We start from the raw sequence: 24,127 nt of genomic DNA, 5'->3' as shown, positions 1-24,127 counted from the left end.
GCGATGTCAAAAATGCGTGCGTTACAGGATGTGAAACAATCAGGGTTCGAGACGACGCTGCTGGTAGATCCAGTCGACGATCTCGCCGTCAGGTGTGTAGCCCGAGACGGTTTCGCGCAGGAGCTGACGTACTCGGGAATAGTCATCTTTTTCTACCGCGTGCAGCAGTTCGCTCAACTTGCCCTTCAATACATCCCAAGGCAAGTGATCTTCATTGGCCGTCATGATCATGGGGTGTGGCGTGGCGGCCACGTTATCGCCAATCAGCAGTTCCTCGTACAGCTTTTCACCGGGGCGCAGACCGGTGAACTCAATGGAAATGTCACCCTGAGGATTACGATCTGATCGAATGCTCAGGCCAGACAGATGAATCATTTTTTCTGCGAGTTCAACGATTTTGACCGGCTCGCCCATGTCCAATACGAACACATCGCCACCCTGCCCCATTGATCCAGCCTGGATGACCAATTGTGCGGCCTCCGGGATAGTCATGAAATAGCGCGTAATTTTCGGGTGGGTGACCGTCAATGGGCCGCCGGATTTGATCTGACTGTGGAATAGCGGGATAACCGAGCCAGACGAGCCCAAAACGTTGCCAAAGCGCACCATAGTGAAGCGAGTCTTGTTGACCCGAGAAACATTGGCTTTGTCGCCAAACAACACCGGGGCAACTTCACGACTCAGCGCCTGGAGAGTCATCTCTGCCAGACGCTTGGTGCTACCCATCACGTTGGTCGGACGAACCGCCTTGTCAGTTGAAATCAGAACAAAGTTCGATACACCAGACTGCAAGGCAGCTTGAGCCGTATTGAGCGTTCCAATCGCGTTATTCAGAACACCTTCGGCGATATTATGCTCGACCATCGGTACATGCTTATAAGCGGCTGCATGGTAAACGGTGTCCACCTTCCAGGTGTTCATTACATCCAGCAACTTTTCCTGATGCCGGATTGAACCGAGAATCGGCAGAAGACGAACCGGAGCCGACTCCCGTGCCCCTCTCTGTTCCAGCTCCGAGAGAATGCTGTATAGATTGAATTCGCTGTGTTCGAAGAGTAACAGCGCAGTCGGCCCCAGCGAAAAAATCTGCCGGCACAACTCCGATCCAATAGAACCCCCAGCGCCAGTAACCATGACTGTCTTGCCCTTGATACAGCGCTCCAGCAGGTCCGGCTGAGCCGGGACAGCATCGCGTCCCAGCAAATCCGCGATATCAACTTCTTGAATGTCTTCGACCTTTACCCTGCCGCTCGCCAGATCAGCGAAATTGGGAACACTGCGTATATGAAGCGGATACCCTTCAAGAAAATTCAGGATTTCCCTGCGTCGCGCTCGAGTCGATGAGGGCAGTGCCAGGAGTATCTCCTGCGCGCCCGTGACATCAATCATCTGTTGAATATGCTTGGGTTTATACACCTGAAGACCAGAAATGGATCGATCAGCGATACTGGCATCGTCATCGATAAACGCCACCGGCCGCATAACCCGACCCATCCGCAGCGCAGCGACCAATTGGTTACCCGCGACGCCTGCGCCGTAGATGGCAACTCTGGTCATTCCATCATCGCGGTTGGTAAACGGTACATGCTGGGCTGCAGTGAACCAGTCCCCCATAAAATATTGCCGCATGCAAAGACGCAGGCCACCAATTATGACTAGGCTAAGCCACCAGTAATTGAAGATAATGGACCGCGGTACTACTGCTTCATGATTGCTATACCAATAAACAACCAGAGCGAGAATCAGTGAAGACAGACTAACGGCTTTAATAATTGCAATGAGCGCGTCATTGCCAAAATAACGCATTACAGCGCGGTACATGCCAAAGCGGATGAACAGGGGAATTGCGATGAGTGGCGCGCAAGCAAAAAGCCAGAAATGGATCTTCAACGGGTTGTACATGTCGTCTATGCCCAGACGAACGATGAATGCAAGCCACAACGCGACCCATACCAGAACGATGTCCGTGGCGACCTGAATCAAGCGCTTTCGCCGCCGAGGCAACCCCACCAGATAGGTTCTGATTCTATCCATAAATACTTCACTCACCTCAAGCTCTCCCTTAAACCCCAAATCACCGTGGTGAACTGCAAAGCATAACGCATTGACCTGAAAAAACTGAATGATCCAATCCTGCTTTTCCATTCGCCGGGAGAACGTACTCCAGCCCACATCGCCGATTCACTGGAAAATGAGTGGAATAGGGAGCGAGTGCCAAGCGAGATCATTCCTGCGCACGTAATTAACGACCTTCCGTTAGTAGAAAAAATCCCAGCAGGGGGAGATACAGCGACAATCACACCGTCGGCCTCCGGTCACAGTGATCAACACCCAGGCCAGCTACGGTGTACTGCGCCGTGTAAAACACTGATAAACCCGTTAAACTGACTCGCTTAGCCGTGATCTCATAGCCGAATTCGCCACCATGGAAAGAGCGTAAAAAACCTGTGCCCAATCCTCTCCCCTCCCACTCCGTGCCCATGAGCGAATCAGCGGCTGACTCCAAGTGCGTGGCAATTTTGCTTTGCACTTACAATGGCGGGAGCTTTCTCAAACAGCAACTGGACTCGATAGCCGCTCAGAGCCACCAGCGATGGGTTGTCTGCGCATCGGACGATGGCTCAACGGATGAAACGCTTGAAATCCTGCGACACTATCGTGAAGTTTGGGGTCACGATCGACTGCTGATCAGCCAAGGGCCGCAGCGCGGTTTTACGAACAATTTCCTGTCTGTTTTGGGCCAAGCGTCTGGGCATTTCGGATATTACGCCTTCTGTGATCAAGACGACTACTGGCATCCGACAAAGCTGCAACGAGCATTGGACTGGCTGGATCACCAGCCTGCCGCCGTGCCTGCGCTGTATTGCACACGCACTCGAATTGTTGATGAAAACGGGAATTGCGTTGGCCTTTCACCCTTGTTCAGCAAACGTCCAAGCTTCGAAAACGCATTGATGCAGAGTCTGGCCGGTGGTAACACCATGGTCATTAACCAGAGCGCCTGTTCCTTAATTGACGTGACTCCAGCCAATACACCGTTGGTATGTCATGACTGGTGGGCGTATCTGCTGATTACCGGTTGCGGCGGACATGTTTATTACGATCCAACCCCCAGCCTGGATTACCGTCAACACGCACACAATGTGATAGGCGCCAACACTTCAATGAAAAACCGCCTGTACCGTCTGAAGCGTATGTTTCAGGGGTCTTTGAAGGAATGGAACACGAAAAACATAGCGGCACTTACACTTCTCGCCGCGCATTTGACCCCGCGCAACCTGAAAAAACTGGAGCGCTTCGAAAGTGCTCGTAGAGTCTCGCTTGGCAAGAGAGTCGGATTGATGATCTCCGGGCGTTTTTATCGACAGACTTTAATGGGTAATTTGGGCCTGGCATTGGCTGTGCTTCTTAGACGAATCTGAGTAAGCCGCTGATGCGAGCAATTAAGGACGACAGTATCCAGTCATTCCGTTTCTAATCATTACCGATTGTGCAGCCGCCAGATTTACGGCCCCGTCATGTCGTTGAGTGCTGCGCATTACGTCCATCAAGGGGACGCCACTGATAGCACTGAAGCTGCCCATCCGCCTGACAACGAGGTCTTCGCAATCCCGAAATCGAGGTGGGCCGAGGGCTACCCCGCGCGACGGCGGCAGACCCGAAAAAAGCAACATTTGAGCGCCGACTCAGCCATCACCAGCAATAAGCGTTTTTACATCCGGAATCAGTGAAAACTCACTTGCAGATTGATTGATTGATAGCTCTAAATCACCATGTCCTGTTACCCTTATTAAGCTATACCCTAGGGATTTTTCCCAATAAAATCAGATTCAACCAAGATCAGTAGGTGGCGGCCGGTTCTTACTCGTCAGGGTAGCGCTCCCAAGCATTAGGTATATTGATGAACCCATTCAAAAATCGCATTTCTGTCACCCACCGAGCGGCCACATTCGCTGCCAGCCTTGACTCCAGATCTGATCCCGCGTCCCTGCTTCTTTCGTCAACGCGCAACCCCGGTCTGAAAAAGAAACTTTGCATCCACTCTGGCACCGACGCTTCGGGCAGAGCATATCCTGATGTCGAGGTCTTCGCTTAATGCGTACTTTTCCCGCAACGCCACTTGAGATGGTTGCAAGTCTGTGGCGCCATCGCGCACTTATTCACGCGTCAGCAAAACGTGAGGTATTGGGTCGCTATCGCGGCTCCATGCTCGGCTTGCTGTGGTCATTCTTCAACCCACTGTTCATGCTTGTGGTTTATACCTTCGTCTTTAGCGTGGTATTCAAAGCTCGCTGGGGCAGCGGAGGTGGCGACTCCAAAATAGAATTCGCTCTAGTGTTATTTGCCGGTTTGATTGTATTCAACTTGTTTGCCGAGTGCGTCAATCGGGCTCCAGGACTGATCCTGTCCAATGCAAACTATGTTAAAAAAGTAATATTCCCACTGGAAATATTACCTTTCGTAGGTCTGCTTGCTGCTTTCTACCATGCGGCTATCAGCCTGGTAGTGTGGCTGGTTGCCTACACCCTGCTCATCGGCACACCTCAACTGACAACTCTTTACGTACCCTTGATTCTGATACCGTTTGCGTTATTTATCATGGGACTCTGCTGGACACTCGCTTCGTTGGGTGTATTCCTGCGCGATGTCTCTCAGTTGATCTCCGTACTGACATCGGTACTGATGTTTCTGAGTCCGATTTTTTATCCGGCCAGTGCTCTACCCGAGGAATATCAGCATGTGCTGTACTTCAATCCTCTGGTACCGATTATCGAAATGATTCGAGATGTACTCTATTGGGGCAAGACTCCCGATCTTGCGAGTCTGGCAACTTACTGGATAGCGGCCGCCACGATAGCCTGGTTAGGATTTGCTTGGTTTCAGAAGACTAGAAAGGGGTTCGCAGATGTCCTCTGATATTGCAATCAAAATAGAGAATCTAAGCAAGTGTTACCAAATTTATAACACTCCGCGAGATCGCCTCAAGCAATTTATCCTGCCCAGCTTGCAGCGAGCCACAGGATTGCAGCCCCAACAGTACTACCGAGAGTTTTGGGCATTGAGAGATATATCTTTCGAAGTCAAAAAAGGGGAAACGGTAGGTGTAATCGGTCGGAACGGGGGCGGCAAGTCAACACTGCTGCAACTTATCTGTGGGACGCTCAACCCCACCAGTGGAACAATTCAGACCAATGGGCGTATCGCCGCGCTACTTGAACTTGGCTCAGGCTTCAATCCCGAGTTCACTGGTCGTGAGAACGTATATCTGAGCTGTGCCCTGCTAGGACTTACTAAAGAAGAAACCGACGCCCGGTTTGACGATGTTGCAAGTTTTGCAGATATCGGCAGTTTTATCGAGCAACCCGTCAAGACGTACTCCAGCGGCATGTTCGTGCGACTCGCTTTCGCCGTGAATATTGTCTCCCAACCAGACATCATGATCGTAGATGAAGCACTGGCCGTTGGTGATATGAGTTTCCAGGCAAAGTGCATGACTGCATTGCGCCGTATTCAGGACAACGGGGCGACAGTCCTTTTTGTCAGTCATGACATTGGCAGCATCAGGAGCCTTTGCTCTCAGGCCGCGTATCTTGAAAAAGGCATCCTGAAGGGATTTGGTAAAGCCAGCACACTTACAGAAGATTACATCCGGGTTACACGCGAGGAGCTTAATAGCGAGGTACTCAAGTACCTCCCGGAGATCAAGCCTCCCGCGCTCAATGCGCCAGAAAACTCATCTTCTTCACCAGCAGCACTGGGTTTTAAGGAGTCGCTTGAATTCGATCGCCGCGCCGCTGAATTCCGTTATGGTGTCGGAGGTGTAAAAATCGCATACGCCGAACTGGTAGATTCATCGGATCAGCCGGTAGTGACAGCAGAGTTCAATCAAAAAGTTACAATAAAAATTTATATTGAAGCTCAGGAGCAGACGGACTGCTCGGTTAATTACTACATACAAGATGACAAAAAAATATTGATTCTGGGTGCTGCATTCAGAACAATCGGCAAACCCCTGCTTCACTGCAAACCAGGTGAAAGATACGCGATTTCGTATAGCACTCTACTGCCGTTGCAGGAAGGCAATTATAGTATCCAGATACAGATCTCAAAACCTTTGGTACTGGATCAGAGCGCAGAATTCCTGGATGTGATCGATGACGCTATCGTTTTCAATGTCCAAAGACGGTCCACGGGGCGCATATGGACGAAGGCCTACGTAGAAAACACTATCGAGGTGCAACAATTATGAGCTTTTCTGCGACTAGGTTTCTGGAGACTCTAAAGCTCTTCAATACCAAAACATACTGCCCGGTGTGTGACTCCAAAGACGCCGGCTTCAATCCTCTTTCCGATTTCTACCGCACCCATGCAGAGCAGTATGGCTACGTGCATTTCGGCAAGGGAGAAATGACTGCGCTGGATACCTATTCGTGCACCCAATGTGGCGCCTCCGACCGAGAGCGCCTATATGCATTCTGGGTAGCGAAGTACTATTCGAAGCAACGCAAAAATCTAGCGAGCAAGGCCATTCACTTCGCTCCCGAAGCCGTGCTTTCAGCCAGACTGAAGGAATCCAGAGTCTTCTCAGACTACCAAACTGCAGACTTGATGATGGAACATGTCGACCACAAGGTTGACCTACTGCACCTGCCGTTTGCAGAAGAAACGTATGATTTCTTTATTTGTAGCCATGTCCTGGAACATGTCTACGATGATCGTGCTGCAATGCGCGAACTTCTCAGAGTCTTAACGAAAACTGGCTGCGGCATATTGATGGCTCCCATCATCGTCGGGCTACCCGCAACAGTTGAAGATCCGTCCATTACCGATGAAGGTGAGCGCTGGCGTTTATTTGGACAAGATGACCATGTACGCCTCTATTCGCACAATGACTTTGTCTCACGAATAAAAGAAAGCGGCTTCAAATTGCAGCAGTATGATCAATCTTACTTTGGAGCCTCGCTCTTTAAAAAGCTTGGCCTCAAACCTTCCAGCATACTTTATGTTGTATCAAAATCATGATCCCGGTTACCCGAACTTTTCTTCCAGATCTGGATGTCTATACCGGATACCTTCAAGGCATTTGGGAGTCCGCACAACTAACGAATAACGGCCCGTTAGTTAGGCAGTTGCGCGACGAGCTGTCCAATACGCTGGGCGCTGCCAATCTGCAACTCGTCACCAACGGCACACTAGCGCTGCAGTTGGCTATCAAGGCTCTTGCGTTACAAGGCGAAATCATCACCACGCCTTACAGCTATGTTGCCACGACGAATGCGATTCTCTGGGAAGGTTGCACACCTGTATTCGTTGACGTTGACGCCGAGTCGTTCTGCATTGATCCCGATTTGATCGAAAGCGCGATAACGGAAGACACAACGGCGATATTGGCAACCCACGTTTATGGTTACCCTTGCGATGTCGTACGCATTCAACAAATTGCCGACCGTCATAACCTGAAGGTTATCTATGACGCTGCGCACGCCTATGGCGTACGCCTGAACAACGACTCACTATTGAACCACGGTGACTGCAGTACTCTGAGCTTTCACGCCACCAAGCTTTTCCATACCGGGGAAGGTGGAGCTGTGGTTTTTCGCGACACAGACGTGGCGCATCGCGCGTTTCTTATGAGCAAGTTTGGTCATTTAGGCGAAGATGACTATATCGGTCTGGGCATCAATACGAAAATGTCCGAGCTGCACGCGGCTATGGGCCTGAGCATGCTAGGGCACGTCGATGCCATTATCGAGGCTCGCCGGCAATGCTCGGCCTGGTACGACGAGCGCCTTGCAGGCGTCAGACATCAACGACCCAAGGTAGTCGATGGGCTTGAATACAATTACGCCTACTATCCGGTAGTTTTCGATACCCATGAAGAGGCAATGGCAGTGCGAGATGCCCTGCAGAAGCAGGAAATTTTTCCACGCCGCTACTTCCATCCCTCTCTCAACACGCTACCTTTCCTGCAAGAGTCCATGCAACGGCCTTGTCCTGTATCCGAATCACTTGCACAACGCGTATTGTCGTTGCCCTTGTATACAACGTTGACCGAGCAGGAAATAGACACTATCTGCGCCTGTATCAAGCATACGCTCGAGCCTTGAGGTGGACCGTTTGAAACTTGCGATCATGCAGCCTTATCTATTCCCATACCTGGGCTATTTCCAGCTCATGCACGCGGTAGATTCGTTCGTAGTTTACGACGACGTCAACTTCATCAAGGGTGGCTGGATCAACCGGAACAACATCCTTTGCAATGGCAACAGGCAACTGATTACCTTGCCATTGCTCGCGACCAGCCCGAACAAGCTGATCAATCAAATTGAGATCAGCAGCCAGCACAAGATTTTGCAGAGCATCCAGCAAAACTACCGTAAGGCGCCACATTTCGAGAGCATTTACCCCTTGCTTGAGAGCATCCTCAGGTACGAATCGCGCAATCTCGCTGACTTCCTGGATTTCCAGCTACGCAGCATTTGTGCGCAACTGGATCTACGCCCGAAGTGGCACACCTCTTCGGCACTTGGGAAAAACTGTGAGCTACGAGGGCAAGACAAGGTTCTTGCCATTTGCGAAGAGCTTGGAGCTACAGAATATATCAACCTGCCGGGAGGCAAGGTACTCTATGGCCCCCAAGCTTTTGCCTCACACGGCTTGAAGCTTTCCTTCATCGAGCCGCGAGCGGTCAGTTACCAGCAGTTCGGCAACGGCTTTTTGCCAAATTTGTCCATCATTGACGTGATGATGTTCAATGACAAAGAGCAATGCGCAAAATTGCTCCAGGAGTATGACCTTGGTTGACAATAGAACGAGCAAGTTTCGCCGTAACGAGTTACTGGAAAACCTGCTCAGCGAATTGAACACAGACCTGCAGCCATCCGAGAAGGTACTGGTAAGGCAGCAAACGCCTGATCGCAATCCTTACCCTTTGATACTGGTAATGGGGCCTCTGCGTAGCGGCACCACTCTCTTCACTCAATGGCTCGCCAATACCGGTCTGGTTGCCTATCCAACCAATATCCTGTCGCGCTTCTATCAAGCGCCTATTATTGGTGCCAAAGTTCAGCTATTGCTGACTGACCCGCGTTTCGACTTCCGCGGTGAGCTCTCCGAGTTCGCTCAGCAAGCTGAATACCGTTCCGAGAACGGCAAGACCAAGGGCGCCCTCGCCCCCAATGAATTCTGGTATTTCTGGCGACGCTTCCTTGCAGATCCGGGTCGTGACATTTGGAGTGATGAAGAATTGCGGCAGAGCATGGACGTGCAGACCATGCTAAGCGAATTGTCGGGAATGACGGAAGTTTTCCAGAAACCCTTTGCAGCAAAGGGAATGCTTTTCAACTACAACATCCCTTTCCTCGATTCAGTACTGAAGAACGTACTGTTTGTGCATATCGTCAGAAATGAAGTTTCCAATGCGGAATCGGTGCTGGAAGCGCGCAAGCGGCAACTGGGAGATGAGCGCCAATGGTACTCGTTTGATATTCCGGAAAAAGAACAACTGATGCAACTGAGCCCTTTCGAGCAAGCGGTGGGCCAAGTTCGCGCAATCAATCAAGCCGTTGAGGCTGGGCTGTCAAATGTTGCAGACGCAAGAAAAATGGTTGTCCAGTACGAAGACTTCTGCAACGCACCTGAAAAGTATTTTGAAGAATTGACTTCGAAACTGAATATAACAGGCGCACAGTACACCGGCGACAAGAAATTTGAAGTAACAAGAAAGCGGTGAGTGAGAGATTCACAATAAAAATTCTGTTGTGTTTTTAAGGACTGGCGAATAGCGCCCAGACCCGCTCAAACGCACTGACAACGATGGTAAAAATTATGCTACAAGCGCCGAAAGTCTCAGTCATATTAACCTCCTTCAATCACTCAAAGTATTTGCGTGAAGCGATTGATAGCGTCCTGAATCAAACATTCAAAGACTTCGAGCTTATCATTTGGGATGATGCCTCGCAGGATGACTCGTGGGAGATCATCAACAGCTACACCGACGAGCGCATCCGGGCATTTCAGAACAGTGAGTCCAAACGAGGTGTCTACGGCATCAACAAGGCAATTTCGGAAGTTGCCAAGGGTGAGTATATTGCGATCCATCACTCCGATGATCTATGGACGTCGGACAAGCTGCAAAAGCAGGTGGACTTCCTAGATGCCCACCAAAGCATCGGCGCGGTGTTCACCAATGCACAGGCGGTTGATGAAATCGGCACCCCTCACTCTGACACCTCGCATTACTACTACTCTATATTTGATCAAGAAAATCGCTCTCGTCATCAATGGTTACGCTTGTTTTTTGAGATTGGCAATGTACTTTGCCATCCGAGCGTGCTCATTCGCCGCCAGTGCTACAGCGACTGCGGACTGTACCGGTTTGGTTTGGCGCAAATTGCCGATTTCGACATGTGGATCAGATTGTGCCTGAAACATGAAATTCACGTTTTGCGGGAAAAGCTCGTAAAATTCCGTGTTAGAGACAATGAAGCCAACTCCAGCGGAAGTCGCCCGGAAACACGTGCCCGTGTTCTATTTGAATTCAGCATGCTCCTGCCTAACTACCTTGAGATCAACGATAAAGACGATCTCATCAAAGTATTTCCTGAGGCTGAGATATTTTTTAGTGAGCACGATGATTCAGTGCGTTATGCATTGGCGCGGGCAATGCTCGAGACCAGGAAGTTCGATTTTGTAGTGCCCTTCGCGCTGAACCTGATATTCGAACTGCTGAACGATCCGATCAAGAAAAACCACATATCGTTCGATGCCAGTCAATTCGTAAAGCTGACCAGCGAACTGGACCCATTGAAAGTTGTTTATTTTGACAAGCTCAATCAAGCAGCAGTTGAAACTAACACGCAACTGGCCAAACGCGATGCACAACTGTCTGAGCGTGATGCACAACTGTCGGAACGTGATGCACAACTGTCGGAACGTGATGCACAAATCCACGATCACTCTGTTGAGATAACAACGCTTAACGCACAGGCAAACGAACTTAACGCTCAGATGGCTGAGCGCGACAGGCAGATCGTTGAGCGGGACGAGAAAGTCGCAGAGCTAAATACACAGCTAATAGAACGTGATACGCAGATCACCGAACGTGACACACAAATAGCCGATCGCGAATCCACCATAAACTATCAAAACGTGCAGATAGCAGCTATCTATGCCTCTACAAGCTGGTCCGTTACCAAGCCGTTACGCGGGCTCAGCACTCTTTTGATAAGACGAAAAAAGCATGAAAGCGGGAATATTGAAATGAATCAAAATGCCAAGCTTAGTCTGCTATATAGACTAATCAAACTAAGCATTACAAATCCGGCATTTGTAATCAAAAATCTTAGTTGGGCAAATGTCCGTCGACTCATGGCGGCGGTACCACGACATAACGTGGATACCGTTATCAACGTAGCGAAAGAAAAGATTGAGCAAGACAAAGTGCTGTCTCGCGTCCAGCATGCAGATGAAACATCTCATCCTGGCCTGCTCAAAGCGCAAGCACTGGAAAAATGCTACCCGGGAATCACGGCACCTGTTGGCCTAGGGAACATCCCGTTGCTGGAAGAGAAGATTTCCGCGCCCCCTTATCAAATCGATCCGTTGGCCCCCGCACGAGTGAACGTGTTGCTGCCTCAACTGGATCCGTTGATCATGTTCGGCGGCTACATTGCCTGCTTACAGTTCATCTGCAAAATCCAGGCTGAAGGTTTCAAGGTCAGAATTCTGCTTACGGAATCCGATCGCTTCGACCGTGAGGGGGTAAACGCAAAGCTCGCCTCAAACCCGGCATTGCAGCGGGCCGTTGCTGACGCAGAGGTTGAAGACATCACTCAGGGGATACACCCGACAGTAATCTCGCCCAATGACGCATTCGTGGGCTATTCGTTCTGGACCTGTATCAAAGCGCATCATCTGGCAAAAGCCATCGACAAGGAATTCATTTTCTTTCTGCAGGAGTTTGAACCGATTTTCCACTCGCACGACTCTCTTTATGCGATTGGCAGCTATGTGTACCGCTTGCCGCACAAGGTCATCTTCAACACTGATCTGCTGGCCGACTACTTCCGAAGCAAACAACTAGGGGTGTTCTCTCGCCACCAAGGTGAAGAACTGGAAAATCGTTATGTCGCTTTCCAGCACGCGCTGACACCGACCACGCCACCATCGATCGAGCAATTGGCCAAACGCGAAACCAAGCGCCTGTTGTTCTACGGACGCCCAGAAGGGCACGCTCGTCGCAACATCTTCGAGATTGGCATCCTCGGTCTCAAGGCTGCCATTGCTAATGGCGCGTTTGATAGCGATTGGGAGTTTCACGGTGTTGGTACGCTGGGTCCGGACTACGAAGTTGATCTGGGTCACGGCCGCGTGATGAAGCTGAGCGGCACGCTGCCACAAAGCGATTATGGTAAAGCGCTGGGTGAGTTTGATATTGGCTTGAGTCTGATGCTGGCACCGCATCCGAGTATTCTGCCGTTCGAAATGGCCTCTGCTGGCCAGGTGGTTGTGACCAACACCTATGAATCTCGTACAGCTGAAGTGTTGCGAGCGATATCCTCCAACATAGAACCGTGTGAAGCGGATCCATTCTCCGTTGCTGAGGCATTGGAAACCGCAGTGGCACGTGTTGGTGATAGCGAAGCTCGTATCAAAGGGACATCGTTCGACTGGGTTCGGGACTGGGAAGACTCTTTTAATCCGCAAGTCATCGAGAAGATCTCCAAGATCTTGCGGGCTTGAGCACCACGGTACCTGGTTCAGACTTTCATCTGACGTCAGTGGAGGCATTATTCACTACGATGAAAGAGATGATCCGGGTACCGCGATTGGCTTGTTTTTAAAGGTCCGGGGGTCCACAAAACCTTTTCCGGACCTTTCCTATCATTCCATTAGGCATACACCGACATGATTTTCAGCTCGTGGCAGTTCATTCTGCTTTTTCTGCCCATTTCATTTTTCGTCTATTTCTGGTTAAACGACCGACGTTTAATCGTGGCAGGAAAGGTCTGGCTGGTTGCCGTCAGCCTGTTTTTCTATGCTTACTGGGATGTTCATTACCTCCCACTCATATTGGGTTCGATTTTCCTCAACTTCGCGATAGGTACCGGCCTCGCCCAGGCACATAAAGCCTCCCTTGACGACATCAAGAAATCCCATCACGCGATTAACCGAAAGGTTGTTCTTACAACAGGGATCGTGGCTAACCTCGTGCTTTTGGGGTACTTCAAATACACCGATTTCCTTATCGACAACGTCAATGCCGTTTTCGGCACTCACTACGCTATTCAGCACATTCTGCTGCCGTTGGCGATCAGCTTCTTTACCTTTACCCAGATCGTTTACCTGGTGGACAGCTATCGGGGTGAAACCGCAGAGTACGACCTGCTCAATTACTCGCTATTCGTTACATTCTTTCCACACCTGATTGCCGGCCCGATCGTACATCACCGCCAGATCATGCCGCAGTTTGCTTCACGCTGGACCTTGGTGCGCAGGTACCCAAACATCCTCAAGGGTTTGTTTATATTTGCGATCGGGCTATTCAAAAAGGTCGTTATCGCAGACAGTTTTGCCGTCTGGGCCACTGCTGGATTCGATGGCGACCATAGCCTGGGATTCTTCGAAGCATGGGCAACCAGCCTGGCCTACACGTTCCAACTATATTTTGACTTCAGCGGCTATTGCGACATGGCCATTGGGGCATCGCTACTCTTCAACATCTGGTTGCCAATCAACTTCAACTCGCCTTACAAGGCCCTGAGCATTCAGGACTTCTGGCGGCGCTGGCACATTACGCTCAGTCACTTTCTGCGTGATTATCTTTATATCCCCTTCGGAGGTAATCGCTCTGGCGAGTTTCGTACCTACATCAATCTCTTTGCCACATTCCTGCTCGGCGGTCTCTGGCACGGTGCGACATGGATGTTTGTAATCTGGGGAGCGCTGCATGGCGCTGCTTTGGTCATTCATCGTCTATGGTCACAATTACGCCGCCCCATGTCGCCGATACTTGGCTGGTTTCTGACCTTTATGTTCGTAAACGTCACGTGGGTATTTTTCCGCGCCAAGACGATGGATGACGCCATGCGCGTACTGAGTGGAATGGTAGATGTGGGTTCGGCATTTGGAAATACCGCAGCTACGGTGCCGGTATCCGATTTGGCTTGGGGAGGCCGGCTGTCCGATGTTGCACTAAGCATCATGCCCGCAACGCTTGTTGGTCAACTGCCGATTTTCCTCGCAATTATTGTTGCATTTATAATCGTTGCGCAAAAAAACTCGCTGGAAATGGCAAACGGAATCATCGGTAAATGGAGACTGGCTTATGGTGCAGTCCTATTTTCGGTCGCCATGTGCTTCATGCTTGCAGCCACCAGCTCCGTCTTCCTTTACTTTAATTTTTGATGGCGCCAACATGAAACGTAGTGTAATCGTCTTCTTGCTGTCAATATTGCTGGTACTATTCTGTATCCCAGCAATAAACATCATTTCCGCACCCGACAAAAGTGCAATAAAACTCACGCAAAAGTCCTTCCTTTACAATATGGACTTTGTGGCCAGCTGGACTTCAAAGTTACTTTACCCATTGGGCATCAGCATAGATTCAAAGCAGGTTATTATTGGCAAAAATGATTGGCTTTTCCTTGGTGACCAATATCGCAAAACCATTTCGAATGGCAGACGCCCTGCAACAGATGCGGACGTTGCTATTGGCAAGCAAATCGCAACTTCCACAAAGAACTGGAACACCTTCCTTGAAGATAAAGGCGTAAAGTTATTCCGCATCATGATCGGGCCGGATAAGGGGAGCATTTACCCAGAACAATTACCTTCCTGGGCCAAGCCAGTACCGTTCAACCCGACAGACGCCCTTCTCGCTGAAGTCGAGCCGCAGCGTTTCATTGACCTAAGACCAGCCTTGCTGGCTGGAAAGAAAAATCACGCTGAAGACCTTTACTTTAAAACAGATACACACTGGAACGCATTCGGTGCTGGAATAGCATTTAAGGCTTTTGCCCACGAGGTTGGCAAAGCGGCCCCCGAATTGAAATGGCCATCGGAAGAAGCCTACGGAATCGCTCGAATCAAACAAATAAATGGTGGAGATCTGGCGAAGTTTCTAAGACTCTCTACTAGCCTTCCCGATAAAGAGCCGCTCCTCAATGCAGGCAACCTTCCAATAAAAACAACAAGGATTGATTACACGACTCATCAAATTCTGTTCGAGGGCGGAAACCCGGAAGTTAACGCGCCTAAAAAGCCGATTATTGTAAAATCCGAAGGAGCACTTAATAACAAAAGGGTTTTATGGCTCCGCGACTCATTCGGAACCAGTTTGGCGCCGTTGATGGCAGCCACATTTAGTGACGTTCTTCAACTTCACTGGAGTGTCGCTACAGAGCCCGGTGGAGATTTCGCCCAACTGGTCGAGGAATGGAAACCGGATTATGTTTTTTTCACGGTAGTGGAGCGTGAAGCGCAAACGCTTTGGGAAAGCGACCTGCCTGTCATTAGCGTTATCCCCAAAAACGAAAACTTCCAGATTGGCAGCATTGGTAAGCCCAGCAAGATAAATCAGCTGACAACCGGCCCTTCAGCCAATGAATTTGAAATGAAAGGAGACGACGCCTACGTCGACTTCTCATTTTCAAGTAAGGATGCACGTATTAGCGCCCAGTACCTCAACATCGATCTGACGTGTACTGACGGCTCTCCGACCGTTCCGGTGCAGTTGTTCTGGATGGAAAATGGGCAAGCCTACTACGATGAGGCGCATAGCACTCGTATTCTGCTACGAACCGGACAGTCGTTGATTAATCTGAAAACCATTCCAAAATGGCCGCAAGGAGATGACATCAAGCGTGTTCGTGTGGATGTTGAGGCGCTTAAAAATTGCACTCGCTTCACGCTCGGCAATCCAAGTTTCGGTGTGCAGGAATGACCCTCTGAGAACAGAGGAGGTGCATGGCAGCACGGTGAAGCGGTTGCCGGCCCTCCCCTGCTTGAATCATTGAGTTGAAGGCGCACGCTCATAGCTGCCTCCGCCAATGTTGAAAAAAGCCAATGGCCTACAATGCTGTTGGCTTTTTTTTAACCTGGGAAACTCGAAAACGGAGCCTACACAATGTAAAAGCCCCCAACAGTGCAAGGGTTGGGGGCTTTAGACGTGTAAAGAGGGAATTTATTAAGAAGCCTCGGTTCCATTGGTCAAAAAGCTTTTGGCGATTTTACTTGCCAGAGCCCGGGCATGCTGACGAAGCTCTGGAACTGCCGTGGCTTCCCACAAACGAGCCTTTAGCATGGGACCGACATAACTTAACCACTCCAGACTTTCCCCGGACCGATCAATCACCGCGTAGTTGCTAGCGACCTTAATGCCGAGGTGCAAATCGTCAGCGCAGATCACGGACTCATTCAACAAGTAAGAAATGAAAGGATCGGTAATTTTACCGATGTCCGTGCACGGCCCTGTGCAGTTAATGACCTGATCGAACCGACGCTCGACAATCTGATTAGTGCCTCTTAGCTTGATATGTACCGAGACGCTCTCTCCTTCGAGGTCAATCGCGACAATTCGTCCGGCGATCAAGCTTGCAGTGGACGCCGCAAGCGCTTCCTGAAAGATGCCGAAAGTCTGCGGGGCGACTCGGTGGCGGTAGACATCCCAATGCGGTTGCAAGTGGCGTAAAAAGCGTTTTCGCTCGTTAGTCGGCAGGCGTTCCCACAAAGTGGAAGTGATCGGCCTCAGCGCGGCGACAACTTCGCGCCAGTGTTCGGGGGAGCGGGCAACTTCCCGCCGAATCAGCCGAGTGTATTCGGAAACAGCGGGAGCAGCGCCAAGCAAATCATCACAAATCGTTGTCGCGAATCCTTGCGCAGGTAACCGCTCTCTATGTGCGGTCGGCAGTAACCCACGACGCGAAACCATGGTGATTTTGGCTGCCGGATGCGTCCTGCGTAGAGAGATCAACGTATCGACTGCGGTCAAACCACTTCCGATCAGCAGAACCCGGGGCGCCTCGTGGTTCACATCAGCAGCGACTGCAGACCAGGGATCTCCGACATAGGCTGCGCAGCCGTCAAGTTTTTGCAAACCCTGAGGCTTGGCGGGTGAAAAATTCCCAAAGGCCAAGACGACATGATCCGCAGCAATCCGCTCCCCCGTCTGAAGTTCTAAAACGGCTCCGGTGCCCGAGGGTTCTATCGATAGCACCTCACCTGTCAAACGCGAACACTGGACGTCAGACTCTTTTTCGGCTTGAGCGAGTAAATCACTCAGATATGCCCCGTACATTTTTCGCGAAACAAAACTTCCGGAATGCGCCTCTGGATCAAACTTTCGAAAAAACTCGAGGAACGAATCGGGATCATCAACCAGTGCAGACATATTGCCTGCGGGAACATTCAGCAAGTGATCAGGGCTGCTGGTTCCATAGGCCAACCCACGCGCCATTTTGCCTGAACGATTGATAATGGTGAGTTGGGATCCCTTGGGCGCATGCTTGAGAAACTCAATAGCCGTTACTGCGCCGCTGAAACCCGCACCGATGATGACTAATCGCTTCACTTGGCATTCCATTGTTTCAAGTAAGCCATGATGGTATCCACCCCCTCATCTATTGAATGAGTCAGGGTATCGATTTTAACCTGTGGGGAATCCGGCACTTCGTAGGGCGAGTCGATGCCAGTGAAGTTCTTGATCAGCCCCTGTCGGGCTTTACTGTAGAGGCCCTTGGGATCTCGTCGCTCGCATTCGCTCAGCGGCGTATCAAGATAGACTTCGATGAAAGACTCGTCACCAATCACACTGCGGGCAAGTGCACGATCACGATGGAATGGAGAGATGAAGGACGTGATGACAATGAGCCCGGCATCCAGGAACAGGTTGGCTACTTCCGCCACTCGCCTGATATTTTCCGTTCGATCCTGATCACCGAATCCAAGGTCTTTGCACAGACCCATTCGTACGTTATCGCCATCAAGCAAATAAGTATGGAAGCCATTCGCTATGAGTTTTTGTTCAAGCGCATCGGCCAGCGAAGACTTACCCGAACCACTAAGACCGGTCAGCCAGATCACCACGGGGCGCTGATTTTTTTGCTCGCCACGCACCCGACTGGTCGTCGAAATAGGCTGGCAAGTGAGATTATTTTGCATAATTTCTCGTCATATTGAAGTCTGACCATTTTCGAGTGCAGCACCTGACCCGCTAAGGGATGCCCGGGTCGCCTGCTTCGAGATTGTAAAACGCTCCGCTTGATGCAGATACCTTGCGATTCAGGTCTTGCCTGCACCCAAGCGGTAGGCAATATAGATCAGCGGAGCAAATGCAATAAGCAGAGCGCTTATTACGCTCAACATGCCCAACGCGACGAGCATCGATACAGGTAGCAGGAACAGCACGTTTATCATCACAATTGTGAGCGTAACTTTCATGTGACCTAACCGTCGAGCAGCATGCTGATATGCGTGCGAACTGTGTGCCTGATAAACCTTGTCACCTTTAAGCAGGCGCCGCACCAGTGTCCATGTCGCGTCCACAATAAAAACACCCAACAGGATAATCCAGCTGAACAGTAGCTCAGGCTTGCTCCACGCTGCTTGAAGAGACAATACAGCGAGGACGATACCGAGAAAGCCACTCCCCGCATCGCCCATGAAAATTTTCGCCGGGGGGAAATTCCACCATAAAAAACCTGCAACCGCTGCCGCCAGCATCAGTGGCGCCCAGATCAGTTCAACGCTCCCAAGGACGTAATAAACCAGACACATCCCCAAGCAAGCGCTGATCGCTTCGGCACTTGCCAGACCATCTATGCCGTCCATGAAGTTATAGAGGTTGAGCATCCAGACCATGTAAATCAGCGCGAGAAAGCACCCGACCCATCCGGGTTCAATGCTTATGCCCCAGAGTGGGATCGCAGGCAGTCCATTCAGCCAGTACAAAGCCCAGAGCCGCGGCGACGAAATGGCCAATCAACCGCCATCTGGCAGCCACGTGCCCGTGGTCATCAACGAATCCGAGAATGGCGATCAGCAAGCCTGAACCCGATAACCCCCAGAGTGCGTCTGGACTGAGCAAATTCAAGTGGGCAAGGATTGGTACAGCAAGTAGAAAGGCGGCAACAATGGCAACGCCCCCGCCTCTTGGTGTTGGCGCAGAGTGGGAGCTGCGTTCATTGGGTATATCCATCAAGCTTTTCGCCAAAGCATATCGGCGCAGCACCAATGTCAAAATCCAAGACAATACGAATACGGCAATTAACAGCCACCAAACATTCATCTCTTTACGTTTTCCCGATAATGGTCAGCAGTCTGACGCATAGCGTCGTCAACACTGACGGGCGGCGTCCAACCCAGCAATTCTCGATTTTTACCAATGTCAATTTGCAGCGATCCGCAAAGTCGTTGGGCGAAAGCTTGCTTACCTAATGTCATCGCCGCCAGCTTCAACAGCCACGCCGGCACGGGCACAAGTCGTGCGGATCTACCCATTGCGCGGGAAAGGCGTCGGAGCAATTGCGTTGTCGACAAGTCTTCGCCATCACTGACTAAAAATGTCTGATTGGCCGCGAGGGGGTGATCAATGCATACGATGATCAAATTCACGAGATTGCCAATTGCTACAAAACTTCGCCGATTTCGGATCAATCCAAGTGGCAGAGGAATGCCCTTATCAAGCCACATCATCATGTTCTGAAAGTTGGCCTTCACGCCAGGGCCATAAACCAGGGGAGGCCGAATAATGACAACTTCCATCCCGGTTTCGGAGTGCAGTTTCTGCAACGCTTTTTCAGCTTCGTACTTGGAGATACCGTAAGGATCCACGGGATGCGGCTGGTTGTCTGCTTCATAGACGCTGGGAGCAAATGAGCCTTCACCGTTGACTTTGATTGAACTGACAAAAATAAAGCGTTTGACTCCCGATTCCGCAGCCCGCCGCGCGAGCCTCAAGGTTCCTTCAACGTTAACCTTACGGAATTCCGTCAAAGCATCTTCTGCGGTTTCATTCATGACATGCACTCGAGCTGCAGCATGAATGACCACGTGAACATCATCCAGTGCAGGCAAAAAATCCGCATTCATATCGAAGGGCTGGACGGAGCACAATCCATTTAACCGTGTGGCTCCACGCGATGCTGCGATCGGACAAAATTTCTTGTCCACCAGCAGCCTGAAAACCACAGCTTCTCCGACAAAACCGCTGGCCCCTGTCACCAATACCTTCAGGGCACTCATCGCACCTTATTCCCAATCAACGCAGTAACCCAACAAATACAAAAGAAAAAAAACTTGTCCCTAACCCGACGCCGACACCGCCAGGCACTGAATGAAAGTTTAATTAACTGCCTGCGCCGCAGTTTGAGCCACGTCATTACAAACGGGTTTTTATCCTGCTCAATCAGTTGCACAATTAATTGCACCTGATTGAACCACCAGCCGTCATGAATAGTTTTGTAACGGGCAATCAATGGTGCCAGCCCCTTATTCGCGCCTACCTGATTACGTTCATGCTGGCGATAGTCCATCGTAGGCTCAGGGTCTATGTACCAGAGAAAACCATGGCTACGGGCGAAGGAATAGCAATACCAATCGTGCAGACTGACATCTTGTAATAGACGCCAATTACGTATCATTGACACCTTCAATGAATCCGCGAGCTTTTTGCTCATTACGTAAGTACAACCAGGCCCCGCCGCCTCAAACAGAAAGTCCCACTCAACCTGAAGCTGCGCTTTATTCAGCAAATGGGTTCTTCCATCTGGCCAAAAAGCCGTGACATTACTGGAATAGGCGTCGACTTGACGACTATGGATGGCATGAGTCGCACGCTGAAGCTTGTCTACGTGCCAAATATCATCCTGATCGGCAAAGGCTACGAAATCGAATGTTTCAAACTCGACATCGCGGATGAGTCGGAAAAAATTACGAGATGCTCCACCAAAACTACCCGCTGGCGGCAAGATCCGAACCTGAGGGTGCCTGGAAGCGTAAACCGCACACCACGCTTCTGTACCGTCGGTGGAGGGGTCGATACTTATATAAACGGTTACATCAACAGCTGACTGGCGAAGAATCGAGGCCAACTGCTCCTCGATCCACTGCATGCCATTATAAGCAGCCAGCAAAACTGCAACCTTGGGATGTTTTACTGGCATGCCATTCCTGCTCGCACTGAAAAACGCTGATGTTCGACGGGATCTGGCGTTCGAATCAGTGAGAAGGTGAGTCCAGCAGTTTCTGAAGATACTGACCGTAGCCAGTCTTCTTCAGCGCATCGGCTTGCTCACCCAACTGCTCGGCAGAAATCCAACCGTTGTGGAAAGCGATCTCTTCCAGGCAAGCTACTTTCAGACCTTGACGCTGTTCGATGGTGTGCACAAAGTGACTGGCCTCGAGCAAAGAATCGTGAGTGCCCGTGTCGAGCCAAGCGAAACCACGGCCAAGCATCTCGACACTGAGAGACTTGCGCTCAAGATAAACACGATTCACGTCAGTAATTTCCAGCTCACCACGCTCGGAAGGCTTGATGTTCTTGGCTATTTCCACAACGTCGTTGTCATAGAAATAAAGACCCGTTACTGCGTAGTTGGATTTGGGTTTCAGCGGCTTCTCTTCAATGCTGAGCGCTCGGCCTGAAGCGTCGAACTCGACTACACCAAAACGCTCGGGATCAGAAACGTGATAACCAAACACGGTCGCGCCGCTCTTCTGTTCTGTAGCCGAACGCAAATTGTCCGAGAAATGTTGGCCATAGAAAATATTGTCGCCGAGGATCAGGCAGCAAGGATCCTGACCAATGAACTCTTCTCCAATAATAAAAGCCTGAGCCAGTCCATCCGGAGTAGGTTGTTCTGCATAGGTCAACTGGATGCCATACAGACTGCCATCGCCCAATAACTTGCGAAACAGCGGCAAGTCCTCAGGTGTGGAAATGATCAGAATTTCGCGCATCCCCGCCAGCATCAATACCGACAGTGGATAAAAGATCATCGGTTTGTCATAGATCGGCAGCATTTGCTTGGAAACACCAAGCGTAAGCGGGTGAAGACGAGTGCCCGAACCGCCAGCGAGAATGATGCCTTTACGATTTGTCGTGGTCATTTGTTCAGAACTTCCCTAAGCATTCGGGTTACACCACTTTGCCAATCCGGCAAGTGTAGAGAAAAATTGTCACGCAGCTTCTGAGTATTCAATCGAGAATTCAGAGGGCGGCGCGCAGGTGTCGGATAAGCGGTTGTTTCGATGGCGTTAACCGTCGCCACAGCCAACTCCTCGCCTTGGAGTTTTGCGAAGTCAATTACGTGAGTGGCATATCCATGCCAAGACACTTCACCAGCTGAGGCCAAATGATAGAGGCCAGCCAGTTCTGGACGCTTGATGATTTGCTGAATAGCCAACGCCGTAACGTCAGCGATCAGATCCGCACCTGTAGGAGCACCGATCTGATCCGCAATCACGCTCAACGTTTCGCGGTCCTTCGCCAGCCGTAGCATTGTCTTTGCGAAGTTGTTGCCGCGCGTACCGTAAACCCAGCTAGTGCGGAAGATCAGATACTTGCAACCCGACGCGATAATTGCCTGTTCGCCGGCTAACTTGCTGGAGCCATAATGATTCACCGGCGCAACAGCATCCGTCTCCTGCCATGGCGTCACGCCCTGGCCACTGAAGACGTAATCCGTTGAGTAGTGAACCAGCCAGGCACCCAATGCTGCGGCTTCTTTGGCCATAACACTACTCGCGAGGCCGTTTACGCGATCTGCCAATTCAGTATCCGACTCAGCTTTGTCAACCGCCGTATAGGCGGCAGCATTAACGATCACGTCGGGCTTTACCTGACGAATCGTTGCGCCCAAGGATTCAAGATTAGATAGATCACCGCTCAGACCATCAACGGAATGCCGATCAAGAGCGACCAGTTCTCCAAGCGGCGCCAGTGAGCGTTGCAGCTCCCAGCCCACCTGACCGTTCTTTCCTAAAAGGAGGATCTTCATGCTTTGCTCGAACGATCCGCGTAGTTCTGATCAATCCACTGCTGGTAGCTACCGCTCTTCACGTGCTCAACCCATTCAGTGTTATTCAGATACCACTCAACAGTCTTGCGAATACCAGTCTCGAAAGTCTCTTCCGGAGTCCAGCCCAGTTCTCGCTGAATCTTGCTAGCGTCGATTGCATAGCGAACGTCGTGACCAGGACGATCCTGTACATAAGTAATCAGGCTGGCATGCGGGCGGTGAGCTGAATCAGGACGCAACTCATCGAGCAACGCACAGAGGGTGTGCACCACTTCGATGTTTTGTTTTTCGTTATGACCGCCGATGTTGTAAGTCTCACCGATCACGCCTTCGGTGACGACTTTGTACAACGCGCGCGCGTGATCTTCGACATACAGCCAGTCACGTACCTGGTTGCCTTTGCCATAAACCGGCAGAGGCTTGCCTTCCAGCGCATTGAGAATGATCAGCGGGATCAGTTTCTCAGGGAAATGGCATGGGCCGTAGTTGTTCGAGCAGTTAGTCACCAAGGTAGGCAGGCCGTAAGTGCGGGCCCAGGCACGAACCAGGTGATCGGAGCTGGCCTTGCTGGCCGAGTAAGGCGAACTTGGCTGGTAAGGCGTGGTTTCGGTGAAGAGGTCTTCCGGACCTTCGAGGTCTCCGTAAACTTCGTCAGTCGAAATATGGTGAAAGCGGAAACTGGCTTTACGCGCATCATCCAGAGCGGCCCAGTAGTGGCGGGCAGCTTCAAGCAGCGTGTACGTACCGATGATATTGGTCTGGATGAACTCGGAAGGACCGGAGATCGAGCGATCAACGTGGGATTCTGCGGCCAGATGCATGATTGCATCAGGCTGGTGCTCACGCAGGACACGGTCGATCTGATCACGATCACAGATATCGACTCGTTCAAATACGTAGCGCGAATTCTGGCTGACTTCTGCCAGGGACTCCAGATTGCCGGCGTAAGTCAGCTTATCGACGTTAACGACAGCATCGGACGTGTTGGAGATGATGTGACGGATGACTGCCGAACCAATAAAGCCGGCGCCGCCGGTAACTAGAATTTTCACGCGAAACGATACCCTTGAGCTGCGGACAGCGCTGCCATGAGCGCTGTCTAATCC

At 50.8% G+C, this 24,127-nt stretch carries 18 protein-coding genes and 1 pseudogene; 10 read left to right on the top strand and 9 right to left on the bottom strand.

Annotation, left to right across the window (positions count from 1 at the left end; translation table 11 throughout):
* Positions 1-39: 39 nt before the first annotated feature.
* Entirely contained in the window at positions 40-2,034 is a 1,995-nt protein-coding gene (locus ACOYXE_RS01995; RefSeq protein ID WP_160060120.1) for a polysaccharide biosynthesis protein, read from the bottom strand.
* Between the two features lie 476 nt (positions 2,035-2,510).
* Here ACOYXE_RS01995 and ACOYXE_RS01990 point away from each other — a divergent pair, with 476 nt between their 5' ends.
* The 10 genes from ACOYXE_RS01990 to ACOYXE_RS01945 all read left to right on the top strand — a co-directional run bounded on the left by ACOYXE_RS01990 (position 2,511) and on the right by ACOYXE_RS01945 (position 15,946).
* The gene (locus ACOYXE_RS01990; protein WP_238785153.1) at positions 2,511-3,422 is read left to right on the top strand and encodes a glycosyltransferase family 2 protein; all 912 of its coding nucleotides are present in this window, start codon (positions 2,511-2,513) and stop codon (positions 3,420-3,422) included.
* A 673-nt stretch (positions 3,423-4,095) separates the two neighbouring features.
* Positions 4,096-4,917, top strand: a complete 822-nt coding sequence (locus ACOYXE_RS01985; protein WP_160058938.1) for an ABC transporter permease — start codon at positions 4,096-4,098, stop codon at positions 4,915-4,917.
* Positions 4,907-6,250: an ABC transporter ATP-binding protein gene (locus ACOYXE_RS01980; RefSeq protein ID WP_160058939.1), complete on the top strand. Its 1,344-nt coding sequence runs from the start codon at positions 4,907-4,909 to the stop codon at positions 6,248-6,250. Before ACOYXE_RS01985 ends, ACOYXE_RS01980 begins: the two co-directional genes overlap by 11 nt.
* Positions 6,247-7,023, top strand: coding sequence for a class I SAM-dependent methyltransferase (locus ACOYXE_RS01975; protein ID WP_160058940.1), 777 nt, complete (start codon positions 6,247-6,249; stop codon positions 7,021-7,023). The genes ACOYXE_RS01980 and ACOYXE_RS01975 overlap by 4 nt, the downstream gene beginning before the upstream one ends.
* Positions 7,020-8,108: a DegT/DnrJ/EryC1/StrS family aminotransferase gene (locus tag ACOYXE_RS01970; RefSeq protein WP_160058941.1), complete on the top strand. Its 1,089-nt coding sequence runs from the start codon at positions 7,020-7,022 to the stop codon at positions 8,106-8,108. Before ACOYXE_RS01975 ends, ACOYXE_RS01970 begins: the two co-directional genes overlap by 4 nt.
* A 10-nt stretch (positions 8,109-8,118) precedes the next feature.
* Complete coding sequence (locus ACOYXE_RS01965; protein WP_460927484.1) at positions 8,119-8,805, top strand: WbqC family protein; 687 nt, start codon at positions 8,119-8,121, stop codon at positions 8,803-8,805.
* Positions 8,798-9,733, top strand: coding sequence for a sulfotransferase (locus ACOYXE_RS01960; RefSeq protein WP_202982143.1), 936 nt, complete (start codon positions 8,798-8,800; stop codon positions 9,731-9,733). The genes ACOYXE_RS01965 and ACOYXE_RS01960 overlap by 8 nt, the downstream gene beginning before the upstream one ends.
* Positions 9,734-9,828: 95 nt before the next feature.
* Positions 9,829-12,744: a rhamnosyltransferase WsaF family glycosyltransferase gene (locus ACOYXE_RS01955; protein WP_160058942.1), complete on the top strand. Its 2,916-nt coding sequence runs from the start codon at positions 9,829-9,831 to the stop codon at positions 12,742-12,744.
* Positions 12,745-12,909: 165 nt separating this feature from the next.
* Positions 12,910-14,409, top strand: coding sequence for an MBOAT family O-acyltransferase (locus ACOYXE_RS01950; RefSeq protein WP_160058943.1), 1,500 nt, complete (start codon positions 12,910-12,912; stop codon positions 14,407-14,409).
* 10 nt (positions 14,410-14,419) lie between these two features.
* Positions 14,420-15,946, top strand: a complete 1,527-nt coding sequence (locus ACOYXE_RS01945) for an alginate O-acetyltransferase AlgX-related protein (RefSeq protein ID WP_405123117.1) — start codon at positions 14,420-14,422, stop codon at positions 15,944-15,946.
* A gap of 243 nt (positions 15,947-16,189) precedes the next feature.
* Here the strand turns inward: ACOYXE_RS01945 and ACOYXE_RS01940 are convergent, their stop codons facing one another.
* The 8 genes and pseudogenes from ACOYXE_RS01940 to rfbB form a co-directional block, all read right to left on the bottom strand.
* Positions 16,190-17,572, bottom strand: coding sequence for an FAD/NAD(P)-binding protein (locus tag ACOYXE_RS01940; protein ID WP_160058945.1), 1,383 nt, complete (start codon positions 17,570-17,572; stop codon positions 16,190-16,192).
* Entirely contained in the window at positions 17,569-18,162 is a 594-nt protein-coding gene (gene cysC, locus ACOYXE_RS01935) for an adenylyl-sulfate kinase (protein WP_160058946.1), read from the bottom strand. Before cysC ends, ACOYXE_RS01940 begins: the two co-directional genes overlap by 4 nt.
* A 120-nt stretch (positions 18,163-18,282) precedes the next feature.
* Positions 18,283-19,288: pseudogene (locus tag ACOYXE_RS01930) on the bottom strand (MraY family glycosyltransferase).
* Entirely contained in the window at positions 19,285-20,244 is a 960-nt protein-coding gene (locus tag ACOYXE_RS01925; RefSeq protein WP_160058948.1) for a UDP-glucose 4-epimerase family protein, read from the bottom strand. Before ACOYXE_RS01925 ends, ACOYXE_RS01930 begins: the two are co-directional and overlap by 4 nt.
* Positions 20,241-21,164: a glycosyltransferase gene (locus ACOYXE_RS01920; protein WP_160058949.1), complete on the bottom strand. Its 924-nt coding sequence runs from the start codon at positions 21,162-21,164 to the stop codon at positions 20,241-20,243. The genes ACOYXE_RS01925 and ACOYXE_RS01920 overlap by 4 nt, the downstream gene beginning before the upstream one ends.
* 55 nt (positions 21,165-21,219) lie before the next feature.
* The gene (gene rfbA, locus ACOYXE_RS01915) at positions 21,220-22,110 is read right to left on the bottom strand and encodes a glucose-1-phosphate thymidylyltransferase RfbA (protein WP_160058950.1); all 891 of its coding nucleotides are present in this window, start codon (positions 22,108-22,110) and stop codon (positions 21,220-21,222) included.
* A complete protein-coding gene (gene rfbD / locus ACOYXE_RS01910) occupies positions 22,107-23,000 on the bottom strand; it encodes a dTDP-4-dehydrorhamnose reductase (RefSeq protein ID WP_160058951.1) in 894 nt (297 codons plus the stop codon). The genes rfbA and rfbD overlap by 4 nt, the downstream gene beginning before the upstream one ends.
* A complete protein-coding gene (rfbB, locus tag ACOYXE_RS01905) occupies positions 22,997-24,073 on the bottom strand; it encodes a dTDP-glucose 4,6-dehydratase (protein WP_160058952.1) in 1,077 nt (358 codons plus the stop codon). The genes rfbD and rfbB overlap by 4 nt, the downstream gene beginning before the upstream one ends.
* Positions 24,074-24,127 lie beyond the last annotated feature (54 nt).

The organism is Pseudomonas sp. MC6, from assembly GCF_054790575.1.
This window is presented reverse-complemented; position numbering and strand designations above follow the sequence as displayed.